Genomic DNA, 23,220 nt, shown 5'->3' on the forward strand with positions numbered 1-23,220 from the left:
CACCTCCACCATCGCTGGAGCACGTTCTCGACCTCGACATCGAGGTCGCCGAGCCCATCGATATCGGGGAGACCGGGGATGGCGAGCGGCGCATCATCCAGATTACCGATGGGACGGTGTCGGGTCACATCGACGGGCACGTACTCCCCGGCGGCGCGGACTACCAACTCTATCGTACCGAGCGCCCCACGGAACTGGTGGCGAAGTACGCTTTCGAGACGGACGGTGGCTCGCGCGTCTACGTGGAGAACCGCGGCATCCGGTACGCGTCCCCCGAGGACAGCCGCCGACTGCGCGACGGGGAGGAAGTCGACCCCGAAGACGTCTACTTCCGCTCGGTACCGGAGTTCGAGACTGCCGACCCGGAGCCCGACTGGCTGACCCAGAACGTATTCGTTGCGACCGGCGTTCGCCAGCCGTACGGCGTGAAACTGGCAGTGTACCGCGTCGCCTGACCAGTCGGGCGTGCAGAGAGACAGTCGTGTGGCGTAGATCACTCGCTTTTTTGAGTGTATTCGAGAATAATACGAAAGTTGAAACGGAGAGTGTGGCTGCCAGCCCATCGTCGGGGACTTGGTTCCGGACCACAGGATATGGCATCCGACATCGACAAAATTATGCATAATTGTTCGATTATTATCTAGTTATAGAACAAATATACAATAATAACCCAATATTTCAGGTAAACAGCCATGTTTGTCGAACACCCCGAGTTGGCGGTGTGGCGTCAGATACAGGGTATCATGGCTTTCATGTACGACTAACAAGTCTCAATGAGCACTGTCCCGACCCGAATTTTCAATCATAATGGTAGTCTGTACTTCCGAGGGGATTGGATGCAGCGCCGAGGTGAGGAAGCGGTCATGGTGTAGAATTCGTGGGTGAACGAGCGACGAAAACAACGGCACCCACAGGATGGCATATACTGGTAAGCCATGGGCCCTAGTTCCCTCACAGCCAATCCAATTCTAACGGAAACATTTAACATAATGATTGTCGAGTAGAGTGTATGGGCACGTTTGACAAAGGCCAGACGCGGCGGTCGTACCTGAAGTCGGCCGGCGCAGCCGGTGCGCTCGGCATCACTGGACTGGCAGGTTGTACAGCCTTCGGTGGCGGCGGTGGAAGCAATGATACGATTACTGTCGCGGCCGCAGTCCCGGAAACGGGGCGGCTCTCCTCGGTCGGTACCGAGATGCTGCGCGGCTACGAACTCGGTGTCGACGTCATCAACGAGAACGGCGGAATCGACGGCCAGGAAGTCGAACTCATCGTGAAAGACGACGAGAGCGACCCCGCGACGCTGCGCCAGGTCATGCAGGAGACCCTCAGCAACAACGACGTCGACATGATCTGGGGGAGCTTCTCCAGCCCGCTCGTGATGGCGGGCAGCGCGCTCGCCGAGAACGAGGGACTTCCGTTCCTCGCGGTCGCCACGTGCTACGAAGCGCCGCTAACCGACGAAGGCAAAGAATGGACATACACGCCGTTCCCGAAGACGCGGGACGTGACGCGCGCAACCACCGGCCTGCTGGAGTTGGTACCGGAAGCCGACCGCCCCGAACGCGTCGGCATCTGGGAGGAGAACTCCGGCTGGGGCCAGGAGATGGCCGAAGCCTGGGAGACGAAGCTCTCGGAAGCCGGCTACGAAATCGCGATGCGGGAGACGTACAACACGGGCAACCAGGACTTCTCGACGCTCATCTCCCAGTCCGAGAGCGCGAACGTCGAGGCACTAGTCGCATGTCCGCAGCCCCCGGACGGCATCACGGCGATGACCCAGATCAACAACAGCGGCTACACGCCCGAGTTCATCGAGTTCGTGCGGGCGGCAGACCCGCAGGCGTGGTGGTCGGCGCTCGGCGAATCGGGCAACTACGTGACGATGTGTCCCGGCTGGGCCCCCGGAATGACCGGGAACGGCAACCAGACGCTGCTGGACACCTACCGTGCGAACACCGAGGACGCGGGCGAGAACGCCGTGCCACGCGTGATGGTCGGCGTCGGCTACAATCTCGTACAGACCGCCCAGCAAGCGCTCTCCGGAGCCGAATCCACAGAACCGGACGCAGTCCGGTCGACACTCAACGAGGCGGAGTTCCAGACCGTCATCGGCGAGTTCAGCTTCGACGAGTACGGCATGCCCGAGCCGGGCCAGCTGTCGGCCGCGAGCGCGCAGTGGTGGAATGGCGACCAGCAACTCGTCTACCCGCAGACGGAGAACGCCGCGGACCTGCGCTTCCCCATCGAGTGACATCCTCCCCGTCGTAAACGACGGGGCTTCCCGTACCTCAGGTGGGATATTTACTGGTCTACGACACGACCTGTTCTCTTGGTTTGAACGTCCCGCTCCCGCGGTCGAACAACTGTGTCGAGGGCTGTGCCACACAGCCGTTACTCCTATCCTCGCCGTGAGGACTCGGAGTTATCTTCTGACGCATATTCTCCGCCCCATTACAATCCGCGTTGGCTACCAACTCACACGACTGGCAGACGTACAACCCACGTTCGACACGGTTTGATTTCGTGTCGTCACCACACCGCGAACACGTCTTCGAGGTGTCCCACTCGTTCTCCTTCAGCACCTCAACACCACGCATCTCACCTTTGTATTCGAGGTACTGGTAGATGCGATCGAACGCCCACGAGTGTAACTTCTTGTTCCCAGTTTTCCCCCAGTCGGATTCTCGCACGTCTTCAGGCCAACTCACCGCGAGCGTCCCAACACCGCGCTCAACACACTCCGTGATAATGGTGTCCGTTAGCGTATGGTAGAAGTGTGTCTCTCGTTCTGTGAGTTTCTGTCGTGCCCACATCGACTGCTCTGAGGGGCCGTTGTCACCCTCGGTGTCATATTCTGCTTGGGTGAAGTAGTGCTGGTCTTCTTTGAGCGAGTTGCCGGGGTACAGAACGTATTCGTCGGGGAAGGCGACCGTGGCGATGTTCGCGATCCCGAGGTCGATACCTGCCACTCCATCGCCTGCGGACTCGGTGGTTTCGAGTTCGACTTTGCAGACGAAGTGCAGTTCCCAGTCGTCGCCGTTCCAGACCGCACGAACGTTCTGCACCCGATTGACTTCTGAGAGGTCAACGTCTGGGCGTGTCTGGTACTCGCAGAGCAGGAAGTCCGAGAAATGCTCTTTGAGGTTTGACCCCTTACTGAGTCGAACGCGATTATTTTCGGGGTCGTGTTTGAACCCGTCTTCTTTGAACGTTACTGTACTCTTGGGCCGGGTGTCGCCGTGTTTGCGGTAGCCGGGTGGATTCGCCTCGTCGAACTTGTGTCGCAGATCGAACCAGGAGTGGAAAGCGTCAGAAAGTTCTTCGATGACGTTCTGACTGGATTGCGCGTTCAAATCTTTCCAACACGACTGGTTTTTCATATACGCTTTCAGCACGCCTTCATCTGGGATTTCGCCAGTCTCATCCCAGATGCGGTCGGCTGTCCAGCGGGCGACATTCCAAATCTTTGAGGCGGAGTCTCCGAGCGAGTCGAGGCCATCGCAGACCTGTTGGTGGTTCTGGATGGACCCAACGTAGGTGCGAGTGACCTCAATCGCCATACATAGCCTATGTCTACGAACAGACTTAAACGGATGGATTCGCCTGGAATATCCAGCTGGCTATCGACCGTTGGTAGTGCAGTCGTTGTCGGATTCACGCCCGTCGTGAACGACGGGGTTCTCTCCCCGAAAAAGACAGCCAGTGGGATGCGGTAGTCGACGCCCGCGCGCGTACTTTTATCTAATTCGGCCCGCAATCGGTAGATGATGACGCTCGAACTCTCGATAGACGCGGACTGGAACGAGCAGTACATCGGCGGCGAGTGGGTTGCCGCCGAGAGCGGGGAAACCATCGCTGTCGAAGATCCCTCGACGCGCGAGACGGTCGCACACGTCCCCGAGGGGACAGAAGAAGACGTGAACGCTGCCTACGAGGCCGCCGCCGACGCGCAGACGGAGTGGGCCGAGGCGCCGCCCGCGCAACGACAGGAAGTACTGGAGAACGTCCTCCACCTCCTCGAAGAGCACGAGGAGGACATCGTTGGCCTGCTCGGCCGCGAAGCAGGTGGCTCCGCCATCATGGGCGGGACGTCCGTCCACCTCGCCAGCGACCAGACGAGCGAGGCCGCGACGCTGCCGCGGCGGACGAAAGGCGAACACGCCGACTCGAACATCCCGGGCAAGGAGAACATCGTCGAACGCCAGCCGAAAGGCGTCGTCACGGTCATCTCGCCGTGGAACTTCCCACTGAACCTCTCGATGCGCGCTGTCGCGCCCGCCATCGCCGCGGGGAACAGCGTCGTCCTCAAGCCCTCGACGAACACCCCCATCGTGGGCGGCCTCCTTATCGCGAAGCTCTTCGAGGAAGCCGGCCTTCCCGAGGGCGTGCTGAACGTCGTTACCGGCCGCGGCTCCGAAATCGGTGACCGTGTCGCCAGCCACCCCGAGAGCGACGTCGTCGCGTTCACCGGTTCGACGCCTGTCGGTCGCCACGTCGCGGGGCTCGCCGGCGAGAATCTCGCCGTCCCCGCGATGGAACTCGGCGGCAACAACGCCCACATCGTGACCGCGGACGCAGACCTCGACCAGGCGCTCGATGCCGCGGTCTTCGGGTCGTTCGTCCACCAGGGCCAGGTCTGTATCTCCATCAATCGTCACCTCGTCCACGAGGACGTCTACGACGAGTACGTCGAACGCCTCACCGAACGCGCGGAGTCGCTGCCCGTCGGGAGTGCCCACGACCCCGAGACGGTCGTCGGGCCAATCATCGACGAGTCCCAGCGCGACGAGATGCTCGAATACGTCGAGGAGACCGTCGACGCTGGCGCGACGCTGGAGACGGGTGGCGAAACCTTCGACGTCGAGGGTGTCTCCGACTCGCTAGTCGTGAAGCCGACCGTGCTCTCTGACGTGACCAACGACATGTCCGCGGCGTGCTTCGAGCACTTCGGTCCCATCGCGCCGGTCATCCCGTTCTCGGACGTCGACGAGGCGGTCGAACTCGCCAACGACACGGAGTACGGTCTCTCCGGGAGCGTGCACGCCGGCGACCTCGGAACGGGCCGCGAAATTGCCGACCGGATGGACACCGGGATGGTGCACGTCAACGACCAGCCCATCAACGACGAGGCCCACGTGCCGTTCAGCGGGACGAACGCGTCCGGCGTCGGCGGCTACAACACCACGGACTTCCTCGAGGAGGTCACCGAGCAGAAGTGGATTAGCGTTCAGCACGAACCCCGCGAGTACCCCTTCTAGTTGGGTCGGGGCCGCCAACCAGTAGGAATTTGACGGCCCCCGTCCGACTCACGGGCATGCCAGCGAACGGGCCAGACGACTCAGTCTCTCCTCGAAACATCGTCATTCTGAAGGTGCGCGTCGCGAACCCGACTGCGTCGACGCGCGAACTCAGCCAGATTCTCGCCGACGAGTACGGCATCGAACTCTCTCACAACCGCATCAGTGAGATTCTCCGCGAGATGGCCGAAGACGGCCTCTACCGGGAGACGGTCATTCCCGACCAGAGCATCTTCAACCACTACCTGTTCCGGTTGTCGTTCCACTATCCGAACTTCGCCGACCAGTGGGAGGACTGCTACTGGGCGCTTCGTGACGACCCGCACGTCTTGATGTTCTTCAACGCGGACTCGGAGTACCACTGGCAGTTCATCACGCAGTTCCGCGACAACGACCACATGCAGCGCTGGATTCACGAGTTCTTCAAAGAGTTCGGCGAGTTCATCTCGGGGTTCCACAACACCGTCCTCCACCAGGTCCACAAATTCCAGACGGACGCCGCGGTGTTCGACGAGATGCTCCGCGAGACCGAAGAAGGCCGGCAGTATCTCGCGGAGAACGAGAACGCTTAGTTCTGGACGGCGGCGGCGAGCAGTTCGACAGGCGTCGGCGGACTCTCGCGGTCCTCGGGAACGAGGTCCGCGGCGTCGCGGGCGTCCTCGTCGAGCATGTCGCCGAGTTGCGTCCGACAGGACGCGCCAGGTGCGACCGCGAGTTCCCCGTCGCTGTCGTCGAGTTGGTCGATGAGGATGTCGCCGATGGCTTCACTCATGGCGTGGTGCTCGGCTTCGTAGCCGAACGTCCCGGCCATCCCACAGCACGTCGAGTCCACGGGGTCGGTCGCGTAGCCCGCGCGGCGCAGCACGCCGACCGCGTGGTGGTCTTTCTTCGTCGCCTTCTGGTGGCAGTGACCGTGGTAGGAAAGCGATGCGTCGGGCGCGCTCCAGTCAGCTTCCTCGTCCAGCCGGAACACGTCCAGATACTCGCAGATTCCGTACGTGTTCGCAGCGAGCGTCTCGACCGCATCGCCCGAGAGCAAGTCCAGATAGTCCGACTGGAACATCACGGCGTCGGAAGGCTCGACGAGCACGACGTCCCATCCCTCGGCGACCCGCGGTTCGAGCGCCGCGACGTTCTTTCGAGCAGTTTCGCGGGACTTGTCGAGGAAGCCCTTCGAGTGGGCGGGTCGGCCGCTGTCGGTGCGGTCGGCGAGGTCGACGTGGACGCCCGCGGCTTCCAGCACCCGAACGGCCGCCTTCCCGATTTCGGGGTGCGCGTAGTTCGTGTACGTGTCCGGGAACAACACGGCCTTCCGGTCAGCGTCGCTCGCGGGGACGGTCGTGCCGCCGCGCGCGTCGAACCAGTCCTTGAGCGTCTTGCGCTCGAAGGTCGGGAGCGTGCGCTCGCTGGCGATGCCGACGGTCTTCTCCATCACCGTGCGAGCGCCCGGGAACTTCGAGACGAGGTTCGAGACCGGCGCGGTCGCGCTGCCGAGTGCGGCGAGCGTGTCGACGTTCGCGAACAGTTTGTCGCGGACGCTGGCCCCTTCGCGCTGGTGGCGCTCGTGAGTGACCTCGGCTTTCATCTTTGCCATGTCGACCTCGCTGGGACAGTCTTTCGCACAGCCCTTGCAACCAACACAGAGGTCCAGTACTTCCTCGGCGAACTCGTCTCCGGTCGGGTCGTCGGGGAGGTCGCCGCTCATCGCCTGCCGGAGCATGTTCGCACGACCCCGTGTCGACGTAATCTCCTCGTCGGCAGCGCGGTAGGTCGGGCACATCACGCCGCCCGTGGTGTCCTGCCCGGTGCGGCAGCCGCCACAGCCGTGGCAGAGTTCGACCATGCCGCGGAGGCCGTTCTCGTTGTCCCAGTTGAGTTCCGCGTCGAAGCCCGCGTCGAATTCGTACTCCGGACTGAAGCGGAGGTTCTCGGTCATCGAGACGTCCCCGCAGACCTGGCCGGGATTGAGCAGCCAGTCCGGGTCGAAGGCGGTCTTGAGGTCGCGGAACGCACCCCAGAGCTGGTCGCCGTACAGTTTGCGGTTCCACTGGGTGCGCGCGCGGCCGTCGCCGTGCTCGCCGGAGACGCTCCCCCCGAACTCGACGACCATGTCGGTGACGCGGTCAGCGATGTCCTCCATCGCCGCGAGGTCGGTCTCGGATTTGGTGTTGATGAGCGGGCGGACGTGGAGGACGCCCGGGCCGGCGTGCGCGTAGAAGGACGCGAATGTGTCGTTGTCTTCGAGAATTTCCTGGAAGCGCGTGACGAACTCCGGAAGGTGTTCGGGCGGAATCGCGCAGTCCTCGATGAACGAGATGTGTTTCCCGTCGCTCGTGCGGCCCAGCAGAATCGGCATCCCGGCCTTGCGGAGTTTCCAGTAGGTCGCGCGCTCCTCGTCGTCGTGGGCGACCAGGGAGTCGAAGGCGTACCTGTCGCCACCGCCAGCGACGTCGGGTTCGCCACCGTCGTGGCCGCCCTCTACGCGGTCCGCGACGAGACCGGCGGTCTTCTTCCGGCCGTCCTCGTCGTCCTCGGCGTAGAATTCCACGAGCAGTGCGGCGCGCGTCCCTTCGGGGAGCAACGCGGTGACGTCCTCGAATTCCGCGGTGTTGCTGGCGAGGTCGATGAGCGTGTCGTCGATGAGTTCGACCGCCGCGGGGTCGTGGTCGAGGACGTGCTGGACGTCGGTGACGGCGTCGACGACACTCTCGTAGGTCAACAGCGTGACCGACTTCGTCTCCGGAACCGTCTCGAGGGAGACGGTCGCCTCGGTGACGATGGCCAGCGTCCCTTCGCTGCCGGCGAGCAGGCGTGCGAGGTTCACAGTGCCGTCGTTGGCTTCGTCGACGAGCCGGTCGAGGTTGTAGCCGGAGACGTTGCGCTTCATGTCGGGGAAGCGCGCTTCGACCTCGTCGGCGTGGTCGTCGAGGATGGCGACGACGCCCGCGTAGACACGCGGCAGGAGGTCGTCGGCGTCCGCGTCGGCGCGCTCGCGGAGTTCCGCGACGTCCATCTCGCCGAGCGTCGCGGTCGACCCGTCCGCAAGCACGACTTCGCACTCCTCGACGTAGGCGTCGGTCTTCCCGTACTTCAGGGAGTGCGCGCCCGTCGAGTTATTCCCGATGGCGCCGCCGACGGCGCTCCGATTGCCGGCTGCGGGGTCGGGCGCGAACTTCAGGTCGTGGGGCGCGAGTCGCTGGTTCAGGTCTTCGAGGACGGCGCCAGCCTGTACGTGGGCCTCTCGGCTGCCAGGGTCGACGTCGATGATGCCGTCCATGTACCGCGTGAAGTCGAGAACGATAGCCTCGTTGACCGCCTGGCCCGCGAGGCTCGTACCGCCGCCGCGTGGAAGCACGGGAATCTCGCGCGTGGCACAGTAGTCGACGACCGCCGCGACATCCTCAGTGCCGGTGGGGAAGACGACGCCGACCGGCGTCATCTCGTAGGCGGACGCGTCGGTCGCGTACAGTTGGCGCGTGTACGTGTCGAAACGTACGTCGCCGGCGACGCGCTCCTCCAGGTCGTCCACGAGTCCGGGTCGCTCGACGTCGTCGCTGACGTAGTCGTACTCCGACCGGTCGTCCGCCGCAGGGGGCGTCGCGTCGCTCCCCGGGACTCCGTGTTCGTTGGAAGCCATCTGGTTGCAAACGACTACGGCAGACACCCTCCTTGTGTTTTCGGATGCGTCGAACCTTCCCGTGGGCGCGCTCGTGAAACAGTTTAGTGGCTCCGCGCGAAGGGAAACGTATGCCAAGCGGGCCCACGACGCGAACGGGGGTGAAGTCCGACGAGACGCTGTTCGCGGTGTTAGCGGCGCTGCGGGAGGCCGACGGCGCAGGTGTCACTGAACTCGCCGACCGCCTCGACGTCGCGAAGAGCACCGTCCACAACCACCTTGCGACGATGCGCGAGCACGGGTTCGTCGTCAAGCGCGACGGAAAGTACCACCTCGGGCTGGAGCTGTTCAACTACGGGCAGGCGGTCCGCAACGGCCGCGACGTCTACCGGGCGGCGCGTCCCGTCGTCGACGACCTCGTCGAGACGACCGGCGAGATGGTGTGGCTGTTCACCCCCGAGAACGGGCGCGTGATGTATCTCTACGGCGGCGCCGGCGAGACGGGTATCGACGTGGACACGATACTCGGCTCGTGGGACTACATGCACTGCACATCCGGCGGGAAGGCGATTCTGGCGTACTACTCCGAGGAAGAAGTCGACGCAGTCGTCGAGCGCCACGGGCTGCCCGCGCGAACCCCAAACACGGTCACGGACCGTGAGGAACTGGAGGCGGAACTGGAGACGGTCCGCGAGCAGGGGTACGCGTTGAACCTCGGCGAGGACCTCGAAGGAATCCACGCACTTGCCGTGCCGCTGCGCTACGAGGACGAACTCGTAGGGTCACTGGCGGTCGCGGGGCCGGCTCACCGCGTGAGCCGCGAGCGCTGCGAGACCGAACTCCTCGACCAACTCCGCGCGTCCTCGAACGACATCGAACTCAACCTCGCGTACTCGTAGTCAGCCCGCAATTCCCACGATTTCTACGGCTACACAGCCCGTTGTCGCGCACTGCGCCGCGAGCAGCGCTGCCGTATACGGGTACGCCAGCGCCATCTGCGCGCGGACCGACCAACGCGGCGCGACGGCAACCGCGAGCACCGCGTCAGCGATGGCGACCGCAGCAGCGCCCAGTGCGAGCGTGGGAAGGACGGAAGCCGCGACGAAGCCAGCGACGAGTACTGATGCAAGCACGTGGACGGCAACGGCGACGCGTGTACTGGCGCGGTCCCCCAGCAGGACGGGAAGCGTGTGCTTGTCGATGGTGCGGTCGAACGCTTGGTCCAAACGGTCGATGGAGACTTTCAGTCCAGAGAGCGAGACAACGAGGACAACGGCAACAGCGGCGACGCCGGGCGCGAGGTGGCCCGTCTGGGCGAGGTAGCCGCCGACGAACGCGAGCGCTACGCCGACCGGGTAGTCGGCTGTGACGGTCACCGGATGTTTGTCGAGCACTGGTGCATGGAGGACGGCCAGCACCCACAGCGGGAGCGTCGCGAGCACGGCAGCGCGGGCGCCATTGGCCCATAGGAATGCAGCGAGCACCGCGAATGCGAGCGAGGATGCAACCGTGGCGGACGTGGCGGCGGTCGCCGAAAGCACCGGGTCGTGCTCACCGCGCACGTGGGCGTCAACGTACTCGTCGACGACGTGCGCCGTGTAGAGTGCGGCGCTGACGGCTGCCGCGTGAGCGACGGCCAGCGGCAGCGAGATGTCGGGCGCAAGTGCGCTGCCGGCGAGCGCGAGCGCAACCGCGGGGAGCATGAACGTCGGCTTGACGCCAGCGATGAACCCGCGGCGGACCGGGGTCGAGTCGGCGACCATGTCGACCGTTTGTTGACCTCCCGGAAAAAGTAGTCGTTGACTGGAAAACTCCGCCGACGGCGTTCCGAACGATTAACCGACACTGTTATTACCGGGTGTGGGCTTGGCTCACACAGCACAGTAACGCATGCATTACTTGGAAGCATTCGAGCGGAGTGTCCGCGTCCACGGCGACGACACCGCAATCGTCACCGACGACGGTCGGTCGTTCACGTACGACGAGTTCGACCGCCGGAGCACCGAACTCACGAACGCAGTCACCGACACGGTTGGTGACTCCCCACTCGCGGTTCTCGCGCTGAACGGACCGGCTGCTGCCGAAGCGATGATTACCGGCCACAAGCGCGGCTCGCCGACCGTCCAGTTGTCGTTCCGCGGGACGGCCGGCGAACTCGTCGACATGGTCGAGACCGCGGGTGCCGACGCCCTCCTCTTCGACGACGCCAACGCCGACACCGCCGTCGACGTCATCGACGGCGCGGACCTCTCGGTCGGGTTCCACGCCGGGTCGAAGGACGTCGACCACCCCGACGTTCTCGACTACGAGGAGACGCTGGACGGCGCCGCGTCTACGCTCCCCGACCACCTCCCGGCGGACGGCAAGACGAACGTCTTCTACACGAGCGGCACCACCTCCACGCCGAAGGCCGTCGCGTTCGACGGCGAGCAGATGTGGACCGGCGCGTACCAGGGCGTCATGGAGCACGGCATCGACCAGACCGACCTCGCCATCGTGACGACGCCGTGGTACCACATGGTCACCTCGGACGCGTGGCTGTACCCCCACTGGCTGGCTGGCGCGACCGTCCTCCTGCACGCCGAGTTCGACCCCGTCGAAGTGCTCGAACTCGTCGAGGACAACGCTGCCACCGGCCTACTAGCAGTGCCCACGCAGCTCTCACTGCTCAACGACGTTCAGGAGAACGAGGCCGACCCCTACGACACGAGCACGCTGTCGTACATCCGGACCGGTGGGTCGGTCGTCACCGCGGAACTCGTCAAGCGCACCTCCGAGTTCCTCTCGGAGAACCTCTACAACACGTACGGGATGACCGAGGGCGGCCCGAACTTCACGTTCGCACACCCCTCAGTGCAGGACGAACACCCGGGAACCATCGGCAAGGAGTCGTTCTCGTGGGAACTGCGCGTCGTCGAGACCGCACCCATCACCGAACACCCCGACCCCAAGGCGGAAGTCGAACCCGGCGAGCAGGGCGAAATCATCGCTCGCGGGCCGGGCGTCCCGGACGGCTACATCGACAACCCCGAGGCCGAGGAGAAGTCGTTCTTCGACGAGTGGCTACGCACCCGCGACGTCGCCGAAGTCGACGAGGACGGCTTCCTCTACATCACGGACCGCGTGGACAACATGTTCATCAGCGGCGGCGAGAACATCTACCCCGCGGAGGTCGAGCGCGCCATCGACGGCCACCCCGCAGTCGCGGAGACGCTCGTGTTCGGCCGCGACGACGAGGAGTGGGGACAGAAGGTCACCGCCATCGTCGTCGCCGAAGGCGAGGTCGATGCCGAGGAACTCGACACGTTCTGCCAAAAGCACGACTCGCTGGCGAACTACAAGCGCCCCCGCGAGTACGTCATCCGCGAGGAGCCGCTGCCGCGCACGGACACCGGCACGGTCCAGCGCCAGCAGGCAATCGATCAGCACTTCGACTGACGCGGCTGTCTCTCTTCTCGAAAATTCCGCGGTTCAGAAGGCGAGCGCGAAGATACCGATTTGAATCGGAAGCAGGACGAGCAGCGTCGCCAACGAGCACAGCGCCGCCATCTTGATGAGTTCCATCGAGTCCACGACGTCGAGACCGAGAATCGCGACGAGGACCGCCGACTGGTAGGGGAAGAAGTACGTGTTGAGCGCGACCGCTTCGGTCATCGCGACGGGGACCAGCGGGAGGCCCGCACCCTCGGCGAACGCCACGAGCACGGGCGTCAGCACGCTCGCGACTGCCAATCCTTCCATGAGGAAAGTCAACGCAATCGACGCGACGGCGAGGAATCCGAGCGCGACTGCCAGCGACGCGTCCTGCGGGAACGTTGCGAGGATGGCGTCGGCGGCGACGTCCGTGAACCCGGTCTGCTGGAGGCCTGCGGCGATGGCGAAGATGGCGCCGAGGAAGAACACGATGGAGAAGTTGGCTTTCTCGACGGCGTCAGCGCCGACGACGCCGATGCGCGGCGTGAACGCGAGGATGGCGACGACGAGCGCGCCGTACAGTGGGTGGAGGCCGTGGATGGAGTCGGTCGCCCAGATGGCGACCCCGACGAGCAGGAACGCCATCATGCGCCGCGCCTCCGGCGGCGTCGCGGTGACATCCTCGGTGCGGTCAGTCCCGCCGATGGCGTCCGGGTCTGTCGGTCGGTAGAGGAAGTACGCGATGGCGGTAATCGTAGCAGCGCGGCCGACCGCCATCACGGGGCCGAGCCAGACCGCCCACTCCACCCAGCCGATAGAAACGCCGGCGTTCGTCTCAACCAGTCCCGTGATGATGATGTTCGCCAGCGACCCGGTGAGAATGCCGGTGCCGGCGTAGTAGGTGACGAACAGCGGCCCGAGAAACAGCCCGACCCGGGTGCGGCGCTTGGTGAAGCGTTTGCCGACGGAGATGAGGATGGGGCCGAGGATGAGCACGCGCACGAGCGACGAGGGGACGAGCACGACGAACCCGAGCGCGGCGGCACAGAGCACGACCAGCAGATTCCGGTACGTCGTCGTCGCGTTCGTGGTGGCGTCCCCGGGTATTACCCTGAGTGCGGCGCGTTCGACCGCGGCGGCGAGCCCACTCTGTCGAGTGGCTTCCCCGAGCAGGATGCCGAGGACGACCAGCCACGTGGCGGCCGACTCGAACCCGGTGAGCGCGAGGTCCGTCGAGAACGCGACGCCGACCAGCCCGATTGCGAGCAAGCCGGTGAGCCACGGGTCCACGGGCGCACCGACCCAGAGGCTGATGGAGAAGACGGTGATGGCGAGCATCGTCGCCATGTTCGGGGCGACGGGGGCGTACAGGAAGACGGCGGCGGCAGCTGCGCCGCCGACCGGCAGCGAGAGCCACGCGGGGTCGAACTCCCCACGGAGCACGTCGGACCACGTCGATTCAGTCGTCACGTTGGAACACCGTTTGCTCGGACGCAGGGAAACCGGCCTAATCTGTCTTCCGGAACGGGTGAGGACGGCGGAAGATGTTTGGTTCTCCCACACCCACCGTCGAAGCGATGATTACGGAGCCAGCCACCGACGTCTACGACATCACACTCGCGGAGTTGAACGGCGGCCGCTACCGGGTGTTCGTCTTCGACGGCGACATCCCGACGCTCGTGGACGCCGGCCTCGAAGGCACCACAGACGTGGTCGCGGACGCCCTCACGGACCTTGATATCGAACCCGAGCGCCTCGTCGTCACACACGGCGACGGCGACCACGTCGGCGGCCTCCCCGGTCTCGTCGAACGCTACGACCTCGAAACGTGGCTCCCCGAAGGACTCGACGTCGAGGGTCACGACCCCGACCACCGCTTCGGCGACGGTGACGAGGTCGGCCAATTCACGGCCATCCACACACCCGGCCACACGCCCGAACACCACTCACTCGTCGACGAGGACAGCGACGTCGCGGTCATGGGTGACGCGGTGTTCGGAGCGGACGCCCGCGGCCTCCCGGAAGGGTACTTCGTGCTTCCGACGGGGTACTACTCGGCGGACCTCCACGCCGCCGACGAGTCACTCGCGAAGCTGTTGGCGTACGACTTCGACGTCGGCCTCGTCTACCACGGGGAGAGCGTCACGGAGGACGCGAGTAAGAAACTAGAGCGGTTCGTGAACTTCGCTGGGAAACCGGAGTGATCAGTCTGCGCCGGCGCCCGCAGTGTCGCCGATGGCCTCGCCGGCGTTCTCGCCGAGGTAGGCTTCGATGACCCGGCGGTCGTTCTGAATCTCGTCGGGCGTGCCGGTCGCGATGAGGTTGGCGTTGTCGAGGACGAACACGCGCTCGCTGACGGACATCAGCGCGCGCATCACGTGGTCGATGAGGAAGACGGTCTTCCCGCGGTCGGCGATGTCACGGATGAGGTCGACGATAGCCTCCGTCTCGTCGGTGTCGAGGCCGCCCGCGACCTCGTCGAACAGCAGGACTTCCGGGTCTGTTGCGAGTGCGCGAGCAATTTCGAGGCGTTTGAGTGCGCCGACGCTGAGTTCGTCGGGCGTGGTGTGTGCCATGTCGTCGAGCCCGACGAATTCGAGCGCTTCGTATGCGCGCTCTTTCGGCTCGCCGGTGTTCCGGCCACCGAACTCCGCGCCGACGGCGGCATTCTCCACGAGCGTGAGATTCTCGAACGGGTGGACAATTTGGTGCGTGCGGACGAGTCCACGGTGACAGATTTCGTGCGGCGTCAGTCCCGTGATGTCCTCGCCGTCGAGGTAAACGGTCCCCTCAGTCGGCTCTTGGACGCCGGAGATGAGCCGGAAGAGTGTCGACTTCCCGGCACCGTTCGGTCCGATGAGTCCCACGGTCTCCCCCTTGTCGATGGAGAAGGAGACGTCGTCGACGGCGACGATACCGCCGAAGTTCTTCGTGAGGTGCTCGCCTTCGAGTACGGTCATCTTGATAGCCGTTACCTACCCACCCGCATAAATGTAGCTCTCACCGCCGAGCGTCCCAAAAGCATGTAACCGACGGCGTCGACTACGGAGACGATGCTTCGAGCATACGACGGCGTAACACCAACGGTCGCGGAGTCGGCGTACGTCGACGAGCGCGCGACCGTCATCGGAAACGTCGAAATCGGGCCGGAAGCGAGCGTGTGGCCGGGCGCGGTGTTGCGCGGCGATCACGGCCGCATCGTGCTCGGTGAGCGCGCGAACGTCCAGGACAACGCGACGCTACACGAGCACGCAGTGCTGGAAGCCGGCGCGACCGTCGGTCACAACGCAGTCGTTCACGACGCGACTGTCGGCGAGCGCAGCGTCGTCGGTATCGGCGCGGTCATCCTCGACGACGCCGAAATCGGGCCGGAGAGCGTCATCGGGGCGAACAGCACAGTCACCGAGGAGACCGAGATTCCCGGTGGTGTGCTCGCGGTTGGGACGCCCGCTGAAGTCCGCCAAGAGTTGGAGGGCGACTTCTGGGCGGGTGCCGGCGACCGGTACGCGGAACTCGCAAAGGAGTACGCCGGGACGACGCGCGTCGTCGAGGACGGACCCGTGCTCCCGGAGTGAGTCCGAGAGGCGAGTGCAGCGAGAGCGACACGATCGCCGTCGCTTGTCGGAGGGAAAACCGTTTTAGTGGCATTCAGTGTACTGTGGAACGTGAACTTACAGCGCCTGTTCCGTCCCGAGCGTATCGCAGTCGTCGGTGCTTCCGCTACGGAGGGGAAGCTCGGCTACGAGGCGATGGCGAACGCCGTCGAGTTCGACGGCACGGTGTACCCAGTGAACCCGTCCGGCGAGGGCGAAGTGTTCGGCGAGCCGTTCGTGGAGTCCGTCACTGACATCGAGGAGACAGTCGACCTCGCACTGCTGGCAGTCCCCGCACACGTCGTCCCGGACGTCGTCGAGGAGTGCGGCGAGGCCGGCGTTGGCGGCGCGGTCATCTACGCCGGCGGCTTCGCGGAAGCCGGCGGCGAGGGCGAGGAACTCCAGGACGCCGTCGTCGCGGCGGCTGACGAGCACGACGTGGCGCTCCTCGGGCCGAACACGAGCGGGTTCGTGGCGCCCGCGAGTAATCTACTGGCGTCGTTCGCAGGCGGCGTCGAGCGCCTCCGCCCGGGCGGCGTGACGATTCTCGCCCAGAGCGGCGGGGTCGCCCACCAGTTGGCGTTCAGCGCGCACCGCGAGGGGCGCGGCATCGCGACGATGGTCGGCCTCGGGAACCGCGCGAACGTCGGCTTCGAGGAAGCGATTCCGTACTTCGACTCGGACCCGAACACGGACGCCATCGTACTCCACGTGGAGGGGACCGACGACGGCCGCGCGCTCCTCGAAGCGTGCCGCGAATCCGACACGCCGGTCGTCGCGTACAAGGTTGGGCAGGCTGACGTCGGCGACTTCGCGGAGTCCCACACGGGCGCACTCACTGGCGACCACGCGCTCTACACCGCCGGCTTCTCGCAGTACGGCGTTCCCACAGTTGAATCCACCACCGAGCTATTCGATAGCGGGCAGGCGCTCGCAAACTCCCCCGAACCCGACGGCGCAAACGTCGGTGTCGTCACCGCACAGGCCGGCCCGGGCATCATCATCGCAGACCGCCTGCAGCGAGCGGGCGCGACCCTCCCGGACCTCGCGAAGGACACCCAAGACGAGGTCGGCGAAATTCTCCCCGGCATCACGTACGCGGAGAATCCCGTCGACACCGGCCGACCGATGCCGGAATTCGGTGACATCGTGGAAGCCGTTGCGGAGGACGAGCAGGTCGACGTGGTGCTCGTCTACGAACTGTTCGAGGAGGCGCTGGGCTTCCCGCAGGAGACGCTGGACGGCCTCGCCGAGCGCGTGGACAAGCCCGTGCTGTTCGCAACCGAAGGGCCGGCAGAGTCGATGGCCGACGACCTCGACGCGCTCCGGGACGCTGACGTGCCGGTGTTCACGTCTCCCGAGCGCGGCGCGGACGCGGCTGCAGTGCTCGCTCGGTACGCGACACTGGACGACGCTGCTGCCGACGAGGAGGTGAGCGCCGATGTCTGAGGACCCCATCGCTGCCGCGCAGGCGGACGGCCGCACCACGCTCACGGAAGCGGAGGCGAAGTCGCTGCTCGCGGACGCGGGCATCGAGACGCCCGCGTTCTCGGTCGCCGCAGATTCGGACGCGGCCGTCGAGGCCGCCGCGGACATCGGCTTCCCGGTCGTCGTGAAGGTGTCCTCGCCGTCGGTCACGCACAAGAGCGAGTGGGCCGACGGCGCGGGTGTCGCGGTCGGGCTGGACTCGGCGGAGGCAGTCCGGGCCGCCGCGGACGCCATCTTCGCGGCGGCGGACGCACGCGATATCGACGCCGACGTGCTCGTGGAGGAGGCGCGGGACGTGGACGCCGGCACGGAAGTCATCGTCGGTGGGCTCCGCGACCCATCGTTCGGCCCGGTGGTGCTGACGGGCCTCGGTGGCATCTTCACGGAGGTCTACGAGGACACTAGCCACCGCATCGCGCCCATCGACGCGGCGGAGGCCCGGGAAGCCATCGAGGAGTTGACTGCCATCGAGCTGCTGGAAGGGTACCGTGGCCGCGACCCCGCGGACGTCGATGCGCTCGCCGAGGTCGTAGCGGCGGTCGGTGACCTCGTCGATGAGCACGAGGCGATTTCGGAAGTGGACGTGAACCCGGTGCTGGCGACCGAAGAGGGCGCTGTGGCGCTCGATGCGCTCGTCGTACTGGAGGAAAAGTGAGATGTCGGGCTACGAACGCGAATGGACCGTGCGGTTCTCGGACACGGATCCGTTCGGCATCGCGCACTACCCGCGCATCGTGGACGCGCTCCACGAGACTTCGGACATGTTCATGCAGGAACTCGGGTTCCCGTTCTGGGAGATATCCCAAGAGCACGGGTTCGGGCTGCCGCTCGTGGAGATGAACTTCGAATTCGAGAACCCGGTCGAAGCCGGCGACGAAGTGACTATCGAACTCACGCCGGACCCGGGTGGACGGAGTGTGCGCTTCGAGTACGTCGCGCGTTGTGACGGCGAGGTGGCGTTCTCGGGGTACGAGCAGCGCGTCTGCGCGCACCACGGCGGTGGCGGGTCGATGGAACTTCCCGACGACCTCCGCGCAGCGTTCGAGGCGTACGTCGAGGACTGAGCAGACGGTTCCGTTGACGGTACGTTTTTGCTGTTCGGTGCGCGAGGTACTGGCATGGCCGAATTCACGAACCCGTACGCGGAGGCCGACCCGTTCGTGGAAGCGCACTTCGACTGCCTGAATTGCGGCGGGAAACTCTGGGAGTACGCCATCCAGGGAGCGATGGTCTGTGAAGACTGCCGTGCGATGTTCCGGTCGAAGGACGTCTTCGCCGAGCAGGTCGCCGAGGGAGCCTAACACGTTCGTCTCCGCTGGACGCCGGGTCCAGTACACTTATGAGATTTCTGTGCTAATGTAGCACTATGGCAACGCAAGACACAGAGGACCTCCTAGAGATGAGTGCGGACACGAGGGGGCTTCTCGACGAACACGACCTCGTCCCGCTGTGGGAGGTTGAGAACGATATGGGCGACCTCCTCGACGACATCGGGGCGAACATCTGGAAGTGGGACGACATCCAGGCCGCTATCGACGGCATCGAGGAAGACGTGCCGATCGAGGACCTGCCGCCGGGGTTCCAGCGCCGGGTTGCGGTCCCGATCAACGCGCCTCACGCGATTTCGAACACCATCTACGTGGGCGTTCAGACGGTCTCGCCTGGTGAGACTGCGCCCGCGCACCGCCATGCGTCGAGCGCGCTCCGGTTCACCATCGACGGCCACGAGGAGATGAAGACTGTCGTCGCGGGCGAGGAGTTCCCGATGCACGACCACGACCTCATCACCACCCCGCAGTGGGAGTGGCACGACCACGTCAACGACTCCGACGAGACGGCGGCGTGGCTGGACATCCTCGACCTGCCGCTGTTCCTGGACACGCTGAACAACTCCCACGTCTTCGAGAACCACGAACTCGAACGCCAGCCGGTGACGAAGACGCAGGGGTACTGGGACTCCCAGTACGGCCGCGGCCGCCCGACCAACGAGGACGACGACGATTCCATCCCGGGGCCCTTCGAGGGTGACCGCGCGGCGACGCCGCCGTACCGCTTCGGCTGGGACGAGATGGTGGAGGCGCTGCGCCAGCACGCGGACAACGACGACCCGGACCCCTACGACGGTCACAGTCTCGCGTACGTCAACCCGGCGACGGGCGAGCCGCCGGTGACGCCGACGATGTCGTTCCGCGCGCAACTCCTGCAGGAAGCCACCGACCGTCACTTCCACAACTCCACGGAGGTGTACTTCGTCATCGAGGGTGAGGGCGTCACCCACGTCGGCGATGAGGCTCTGGAGTGGGGCGAGAAGGACATCTTCGTCGTGCCGCCGGACGAGATCCACCACCACGAGCCGGACAGCGAGGAAGCTATCCTACTGGGCATCACGGACGAGCCGGTGCTGCGCGCGCTCAACTTCTACGCCGAAGCCGAGCCGTCCTCGTAACCGGCATCTCGACTTGCGTTCGTTTTCTTTCACTCTCTGCGAGGAGGAAGGAGCCGTGAGCATGTCCAGTAATATCAGTATTTAGGGGTTTACCGCATGTTTTATGATGTAAGTGATATAGGTGTGGGTATAGCATGGTGGACAGTAACAGGTCCCAGAGCAGGCGCACGTATCTCAAAACACTCGGCGCAGCCGGAACCGTCGGCATGTCCGGACTCGCTGGCTGTACCCTCCTCGGTGGTGGCGGTGGAGGCGGCGAGACCATCACGATAGCAGCGACGATTCCCGAATCCGGCCAATTCTCCTCGCTGGGCGCGGCGGTCAAGCGCGGGTACGAACTCGGCGTCGCCATGATGGACGAAGCGCTCGACCAGGACGTCGAGCTCATCATGCAGGACGACGAGAGCGACCCCGAAGTGGTCCGGCAGAACCTCACCCAGATTACGAGCAACAACGAAGTCGACATGATCTGGGGGAGTTTCTCCAGTCTCCTCGTGACCGCCGGCTCCGCGTTCGCAGAGGGGCAGGGAATCCCGTTCATCGGCGCGTTCTTCGCCTACGAGGCGCCGCACCGCAACGAAGGGTACGAGTGGACGTACTCGCCGTTCCCGAAGTCTCGCGACGTCGCGCGCTCGACGGCGGGCCTGCTCGACCTCATCCCCGAGGGCGAGCGCCCGAGCAACGTCGGCCTCTGGGAGCCCAACAGCGGCTGGGGTGAAGAGCAGGCTGACTACTGGGAGCAGACGCTCACTGACGCCGGCTACGACGTCGTGCTCCGGGAGACGTTCTCGCTGGGCAACCAGGACTTCTCGACGCTCATCTCCCAGTCCGAGAGCGCGAACGTCGAGGCGCTGCTGTCGACGCCGACGCCGCCCGGTGGCATCACCGCCGTCAACCAGATGCAGGAGAACAACTGGTCGCCGGACGTGCTGAAGTTCGTCCGTGCCGCGGACCCGACGGCTTGGTGGTCCGCGCTCGGCGAGTCGGGTGCGTACGCTTGCATGTGTCCCGGCTGGGTGCCCGGCCTCACCGGCGGCGGCAACGAGGCGATGTGGTCGGCCTACGAGGAAGAGTACGGCCTCGAGGACGGCGAGCTCATCCGGACGCCGGTCGGCGGCGCGTACAACGTCGCCCAGACCGCCCTCCAGGCAATCGAGGGCTCGGATTCCACGGACGCGGGCGCGCTCCAGGAGACGTTGCGCTCCACGGAGTTCGAGACGGTCATCGGCTCGTTCGGCTTCGAGGACAACGGCCTGCCTTCCGAAGGCGACCTCACGGCACCGACCGGTCAGTGGTGGGAAGGCAACCAGCACACGGTCTACCCGGACGTCGACGGCCGTGGAGCCATTGACTTCCAGTACCCGATTCCGCCGTGGAGCGAACGGTAATCTCTTAGCCCCCCACTCTCTCGGTACACATATCCACACATGGTAGCAACCGACCTACTTGTTCAGTCGCTGCTCAACGGCCTCCTACTCGGCGGGATTTACGCCGTCGCCGCACTCGGGCTCTCGCTCGTGTTCGGCATCATGGACATCGTCAATCTCGCTCACGGCCACATGCTGATGGTCGGCGCGTACGTCGCCATCGTCCTGTTCACGGCGCTCGGCCTCACGCCCATCGTCGGGATGGTCGTCGCGTTCGCCGTGCTGTTCGTGCTCGGGATGGCGCTCCAGCGTTTCGTCCTCGAACGCGTCGTCGGCGAAGGCATGGAACAACCGATTATCGTCCTGTTCGGGCTGGCGCTGATGCTCCAGAGTATCGGCCGTATCGTCGTCGGGAGCGACGCCCAGGCCACGGACATCGGAATTCCCGGGGACGCGATTGCCATCGGCGCGGCGACGCTCTCGTTCCCTCGCGTCGTGACGTTCGTGCTCTCGATCGTCCTCATCCTCGGGACGTGGGCGTTCCTGAAGTACACGACCACGGGACTGGCTATCCGGGCGACCGCCCAGAACAGCTCCGCCGCCCAGTACATGGGCATCGACACGGACAACATCTACGTGCTCACGCTCGGCATCGGTACCGGGCTCGCCGGCGCGGCGGGTGCGCTCCTCTCGATGCTGTTCCCGATCACGCCGTTCGTCGGCTGGTCGTACCTCCTGAAGGCGTTCGCCGTGGTCGTCCTCGGCGGCGTCGGCAGCGTCGCCGGCACGCTCGTCGGCGGGCTCATCCTCGGCGTCTCCGAGAACGTCGGCGTGCTCTACCTCGGCGGCGGCTTCCGTGACATCATCAGCTTCAGCATCTTCGTGCTGGTGTTGCTCGTGCGGCCACACGGCCTGTTCGGTAGCTCCGGAGGTGGTGAGTGATGGTGTCGCTCACTGAACCCTTCGAGGGCCTGTTCGGGGACCGGCGACGCCTCGCCATCGCCATCGTCGGCTTGCTCGCGCTCGCCGTCATCCCGTTCTCGACGACGGCGTACATCACAGACCTCGTGTTCACTGGGCTCGTCTTCGTCGTGCTCGGTGTGTCGTGGAATCTGGTCGCGGGCTACGCCGGCCAGGTCTCGCTCGGGCACCACGCGTTCTTCGGGCTCGGCGCGTTCGTCTCCGCGTGGCTGACCACGCCAGCGCGAGCAGGGCTCCCGGAAGCAATCCAGTCGCCCGCGCTGGTCGCCGTCGCCGGCGGGACGGTCGCCGCGGGACTGCTCGCGCTCCTCCTCGGGCCGATTCTGTTCCGCCTGACCGGCCACTACTTCGCCATCGGGACGCTGGCAGTCGCAGCAATCATCCAGCTCGTGTTGCTCGACCAACGCCAGTTCTCCGGCGGTTCGACGGGCTACTACGTCCAGAACAACCTCAGCGAGCCGGTAGTGTACCTGCTAATGCTGGCTGCGACCGTCGGCGTCGTGCTCGTCACGTACGCCATCGTGAACAGCCGCTCCGGCCTCGGCATGCGTGCCATTCACGACGACGAGGACGCGGCTAGCAGCCTCGGCGTCAACCCACTGCGGTACAAGCTACTCGCGTTCTCCGTCGCCTCCGCGATGGCGGGACTGGCTGGCGGCTTCTACGCGCAGTTCTCGCTGTACGTCAACCCCGACTCGACGCTCGGCGTCACGTGGATGGTCGACACGCTCGTCGTGGTCGTCCTCGGCGGCATGGGGACGATGGCCGGACCGCTGCTCGGCGCGGGTCTGTTCCTGACGCTGGACACGGTCCTGCGCGAGACGGCCGGCGAGTTCGCCACCACCATCGAGGGCGCACTCATCATCATCTTCGTCATCTTCGTGCCGGGCGGCCTCTATAAGCTCCTCACCGACCGCTCGGGCGGCGACGAATCCACGGAGACTGAGGAAGAAGCCGCAGCCGAACAAGCCGAGTAACACCGGCGAACCGCTTCGCATACCGACTTTTCTATCGA

At 65.1% G+C, this 23,220-nt stretch carries 21 protein-coding genes; 16 read left to right on the forward strand and 5 right to left on the reverse strand.

The window, feature by feature from the left end; translation table 11 throughout:
* Positions 1–14 precede the first annotated feature (14 nt).
* Together LPA46_RS08515 and LPA46_RS08520 are read left to right on the forward strand one after the other, a co-directional pair.
* The gene (locus LPA46_RS08515) at positions 15–455 is read left to right on the forward strand and encodes a DUF3237 domain-containing protein (protein ID WP_269073651.1); all 441 of its coding nucleotides are present in this window, start codon (positions 15–17) and stop codon (positions 453–455) included.
* A 554-nt stretch (positions 456–1,009) separates the two neighbouring features.
* Positions 1,010–2,254 (forward strand): amino acid ABC transporter substrate-binding protein, encoded by a 1,245-nt coding sequence (locus LPA46_RS08520; RefSeq protein ID WP_230892155.1) that lies wholly within the window; start codon positions 1,010–1,012, stop codon positions 2,252–2,254.
* Positions 2,255–2,312: 58 nt separating this feature from the next.
* Here LPA46_RS08520 and LPA46_RS08525 read toward each other — a convergent pair whose 3' ends face one another.
* Complete coding sequence (locus tag LPA46_RS08525; protein WP_230892156.1) at positions 2,313–3,563, reverse strand: RNA-guided endonuclease InsQ/TnpB family protein; 1,251 nt, start codon at positions 3,561–3,563, stop codon at positions 2,313–2,315.
* Between the two features lie 207 nt (positions 3,564–3,770).
* Here LPA46_RS08525 and LPA46_RS08530 point away from each other — a divergent pair, with 207 nt between their 5' ends.
* Both LPA46_RS08530 and LPA46_RS08535 read left to right on the forward strand, forming a co-directional pair.
* Positions 3,771–5,261 carry an aldehyde dehydrogenase family protein gene (locus LPA46_RS08530; RefSeq protein ID WP_230892362.1) on the forward strand — a complete coding sequence of 497 codons (1,491 nt, stop codon included), beginning with the start codon at positions 3,771–3,773 and terminating at the stop codon, positions 5,259–5,261.
* 56 nt (positions 5,262–5,317) lie between these two features.
* Positions 5,318–5,872, forward strand: a complete 555-nt coding sequence (locus tag LPA46_RS08535) for a helix-turn-helix domain-containing protein (RefSeq protein ID WP_230892157.1) — start codon at positions 5,318–5,320, stop codon at positions 5,870–5,872.
* Here the strand turns inward: LPA46_RS08535 and LPA46_RS08540 are convergent.
* The gene (locus tag LPA46_RS08540) at positions 5,869–8,937 is read right to left on the reverse strand and encodes an FAD-binding and (Fe-S)-binding domain-containing protein (RefSeq protein ID WP_230892158.1); all 3,069 of its coding nucleotides are present in this window, start codon (positions 8,935–8,937) and stop codon (positions 5,869–5,871) included. The genes LPA46_RS08535 and LPA46_RS08540 overlap by 4 nt on opposite strands.
* Positions 8,938–9,047: 110 nt before the next feature.
* Between LPA46_RS08540 and LPA46_RS08545 the strand changes: the two genes are divergently transcribed.
* Positions 9,048–9,815, forward strand: a complete 768-nt coding sequence (locus LPA46_RS08545; RefSeq protein ID WP_230892159.1) for an IclR family transcriptional regulator — start codon at positions 9,048–9,050, stop codon at positions 9,813–9,815.
* On the opposite strand, the gene LPA46_RS08550 is transcribed toward LPA46_RS08545, so the two are convergent.
* A complete protein-coding gene (locus tag LPA46_RS08550; protein WP_230892160.1) occupies positions 9,816–10,679 on the reverse strand; it encodes a UbiA family prenyltransferase in 864 nt (287 codons plus the stop codon).
* Positions 10,680–10,806: 127 nt separating this feature from the next.
* Between LPA46_RS08550 and LPA46_RS08555 the strand changes: the two genes are divergently transcribed.
* Entirely contained in the window at positions 10,807–12,354 is a 1,548-nt protein-coding gene (locus LPA46_RS08555) for a class I adenylate-forming enzyme family protein (protein ID WP_230892161.1), read from the forward strand.
* A 33-nt stretch (positions 12,355–12,387) separates the two neighbouring features.
* Here the strand turns inward: LPA46_RS08555 and LPA46_RS08560 are convergent, their stop codons facing one another.
* The gene (locus tag LPA46_RS08560; RefSeq protein WP_230892162.1) at positions 12,388–13,800 is read right to left on the reverse strand and encodes an SLC13 family permease; all 1,413 of its coding nucleotides are present in this window, start codon (positions 13,798–13,800) and stop codon (positions 12,388–12,390) included.
* 74 nt (positions 13,801–13,874) lie between these two features.
* On the opposite strand from LPA46_RS08560, the gene LPA46_RS08565 reads away from it, so the two are divergent.
* Positions 13,875–14,534: an MBL fold metallo-hydrolase gene (locus LPA46_RS08565; protein ID WP_230892163.1), complete on the forward strand. Its 660-nt coding sequence runs from the start codon at positions 13,875–13,877 to the stop codon at positions 14,532–14,534.
* On the opposite strand, the gene LPA46_RS08570 is transcribed toward LPA46_RS08565, so the two are convergent.
* Positions 14,535–15,290: an ABC transporter ATP-binding protein gene (locus tag LPA46_RS08570; RefSeq protein ID WP_230892164.1), complete on the reverse strand. Its 756-nt coding sequence runs from the start codon at positions 15,288–15,290 to the stop codon at positions 14,535–14,537.
* Positions 15,291–15,383: 93 nt separating this feature from the next.
* Between LPA46_RS08570 and LPA46_RS08575 the strand changes: the two genes are divergently transcribed.
* The 9 genes from LPA46_RS08575 (at position 15,384) to LPA46_RS08615 (ending at position 23,182) form a co-directional block, all read left to right on the forward strand.
* On the forward strand, positions 15,384–15,905 hold the full coding sequence (locus LPA46_RS08575; protein WP_230892165.1) for a gamma carbonic anhydrase family protein: 522 nt from the start codon (positions 15,384–15,386) through the stop codon (positions 15,903–15,905).
* A gap of 90 nt (positions 15,906–15,995) precedes the next feature.
* The gene (locus LPA46_RS08580; protein WP_230892166.1) at positions 15,996–17,372 is read left to right on the forward strand and encodes a CoA-binding protein; all 1,377 of its coding nucleotides are present in this window, start codon (positions 15,996–15,998) and stop codon (positions 17,370–17,372) included.
* Positions 17,365–18,066 (forward strand): acetate--CoA ligase family protein, encoded by a 702-nt coding sequence (locus LPA46_RS08585; RefSeq protein ID WP_230892167.1) that lies wholly within the window; start codon positions 17,365–17,367, stop codon positions 18,064–18,066. Before LPA46_RS08580 ends, LPA46_RS08585 begins: the two co-directional genes overlap by 8 nt.
* A gap of 1 nt (position 18,067) precedes the next feature.
* On the forward strand, positions 18,068–18,475 hold the full coding sequence (locus LPA46_RS08590) for an acyl-CoA thioesterase (RefSeq protein WP_230892168.1): 408 nt from the start codon (positions 18,068–18,070) through the stop codon (positions 18,473–18,475).
* 54 nt (positions 18,476–18,529) lie between these two features.
* Positions 18,530–18,712, forward strand: coding sequence for a hypothetical protein (locus LPA46_RS08595; RefSeq protein ID WP_230892169.1), 183 nt, complete (start codon positions 18,530–18,532; stop codon positions 18,710–18,712).
* Between the two features lie 65 nt (positions 18,713–18,777).
* Positions 18,778–19,857: a cupin domain-containing protein gene (locus tag LPA46_RS08600; protein WP_230892170.1), complete on the forward strand. Its 1,080-nt coding sequence runs from the start codon at positions 18,778–18,780 to the stop codon at positions 19,855–19,857.
* A gap of 206 nt (positions 19,858–20,063) precedes the next feature.
* Positions 20,064–21,245 (forward strand): amino acid ABC transporter substrate-binding protein, encoded by a 1,182-nt coding sequence (locus tag LPA46_RS08605; protein ID WP_230892171.1) that lies wholly within the window; start codon positions 20,064–20,066, stop codon positions 21,243–21,245.
* 39 nt (positions 21,246–21,284) lie between these two features.
* Positions 21,285–22,166 (forward strand): branched-chain amino acid ABC transporter permease, encoded by an 882-nt coding sequence (locus LPA46_RS08610; RefSeq protein WP_230892172.1) that lies wholly within the window; start codon positions 21,285–21,287, stop codon positions 22,164–22,166.
* Positions 22,166–23,182: a branched-chain amino acid ABC transporter permease gene (locus LPA46_RS08615; protein WP_230892173.1), complete on the forward strand. Its 1,017-nt coding sequence runs from the start codon at positions 22,166–22,168 to the stop codon at positions 23,180–23,182. Before LPA46_RS08610 ends, LPA46_RS08615 begins: the two co-directional genes overlap by 1 nt.
* Positions 23,183–23,220: the final 38 nt, after the last annotated feature.

The organism is Halobacterium sp. KA-6 (assembly GCF_021029015.1).
In the GTDB taxonomy this organism is placed as follows: Archaea; Halobacteriota; Halobacteria; order Halobacteriales; family Halobacteriaceae; genus Halobacterium.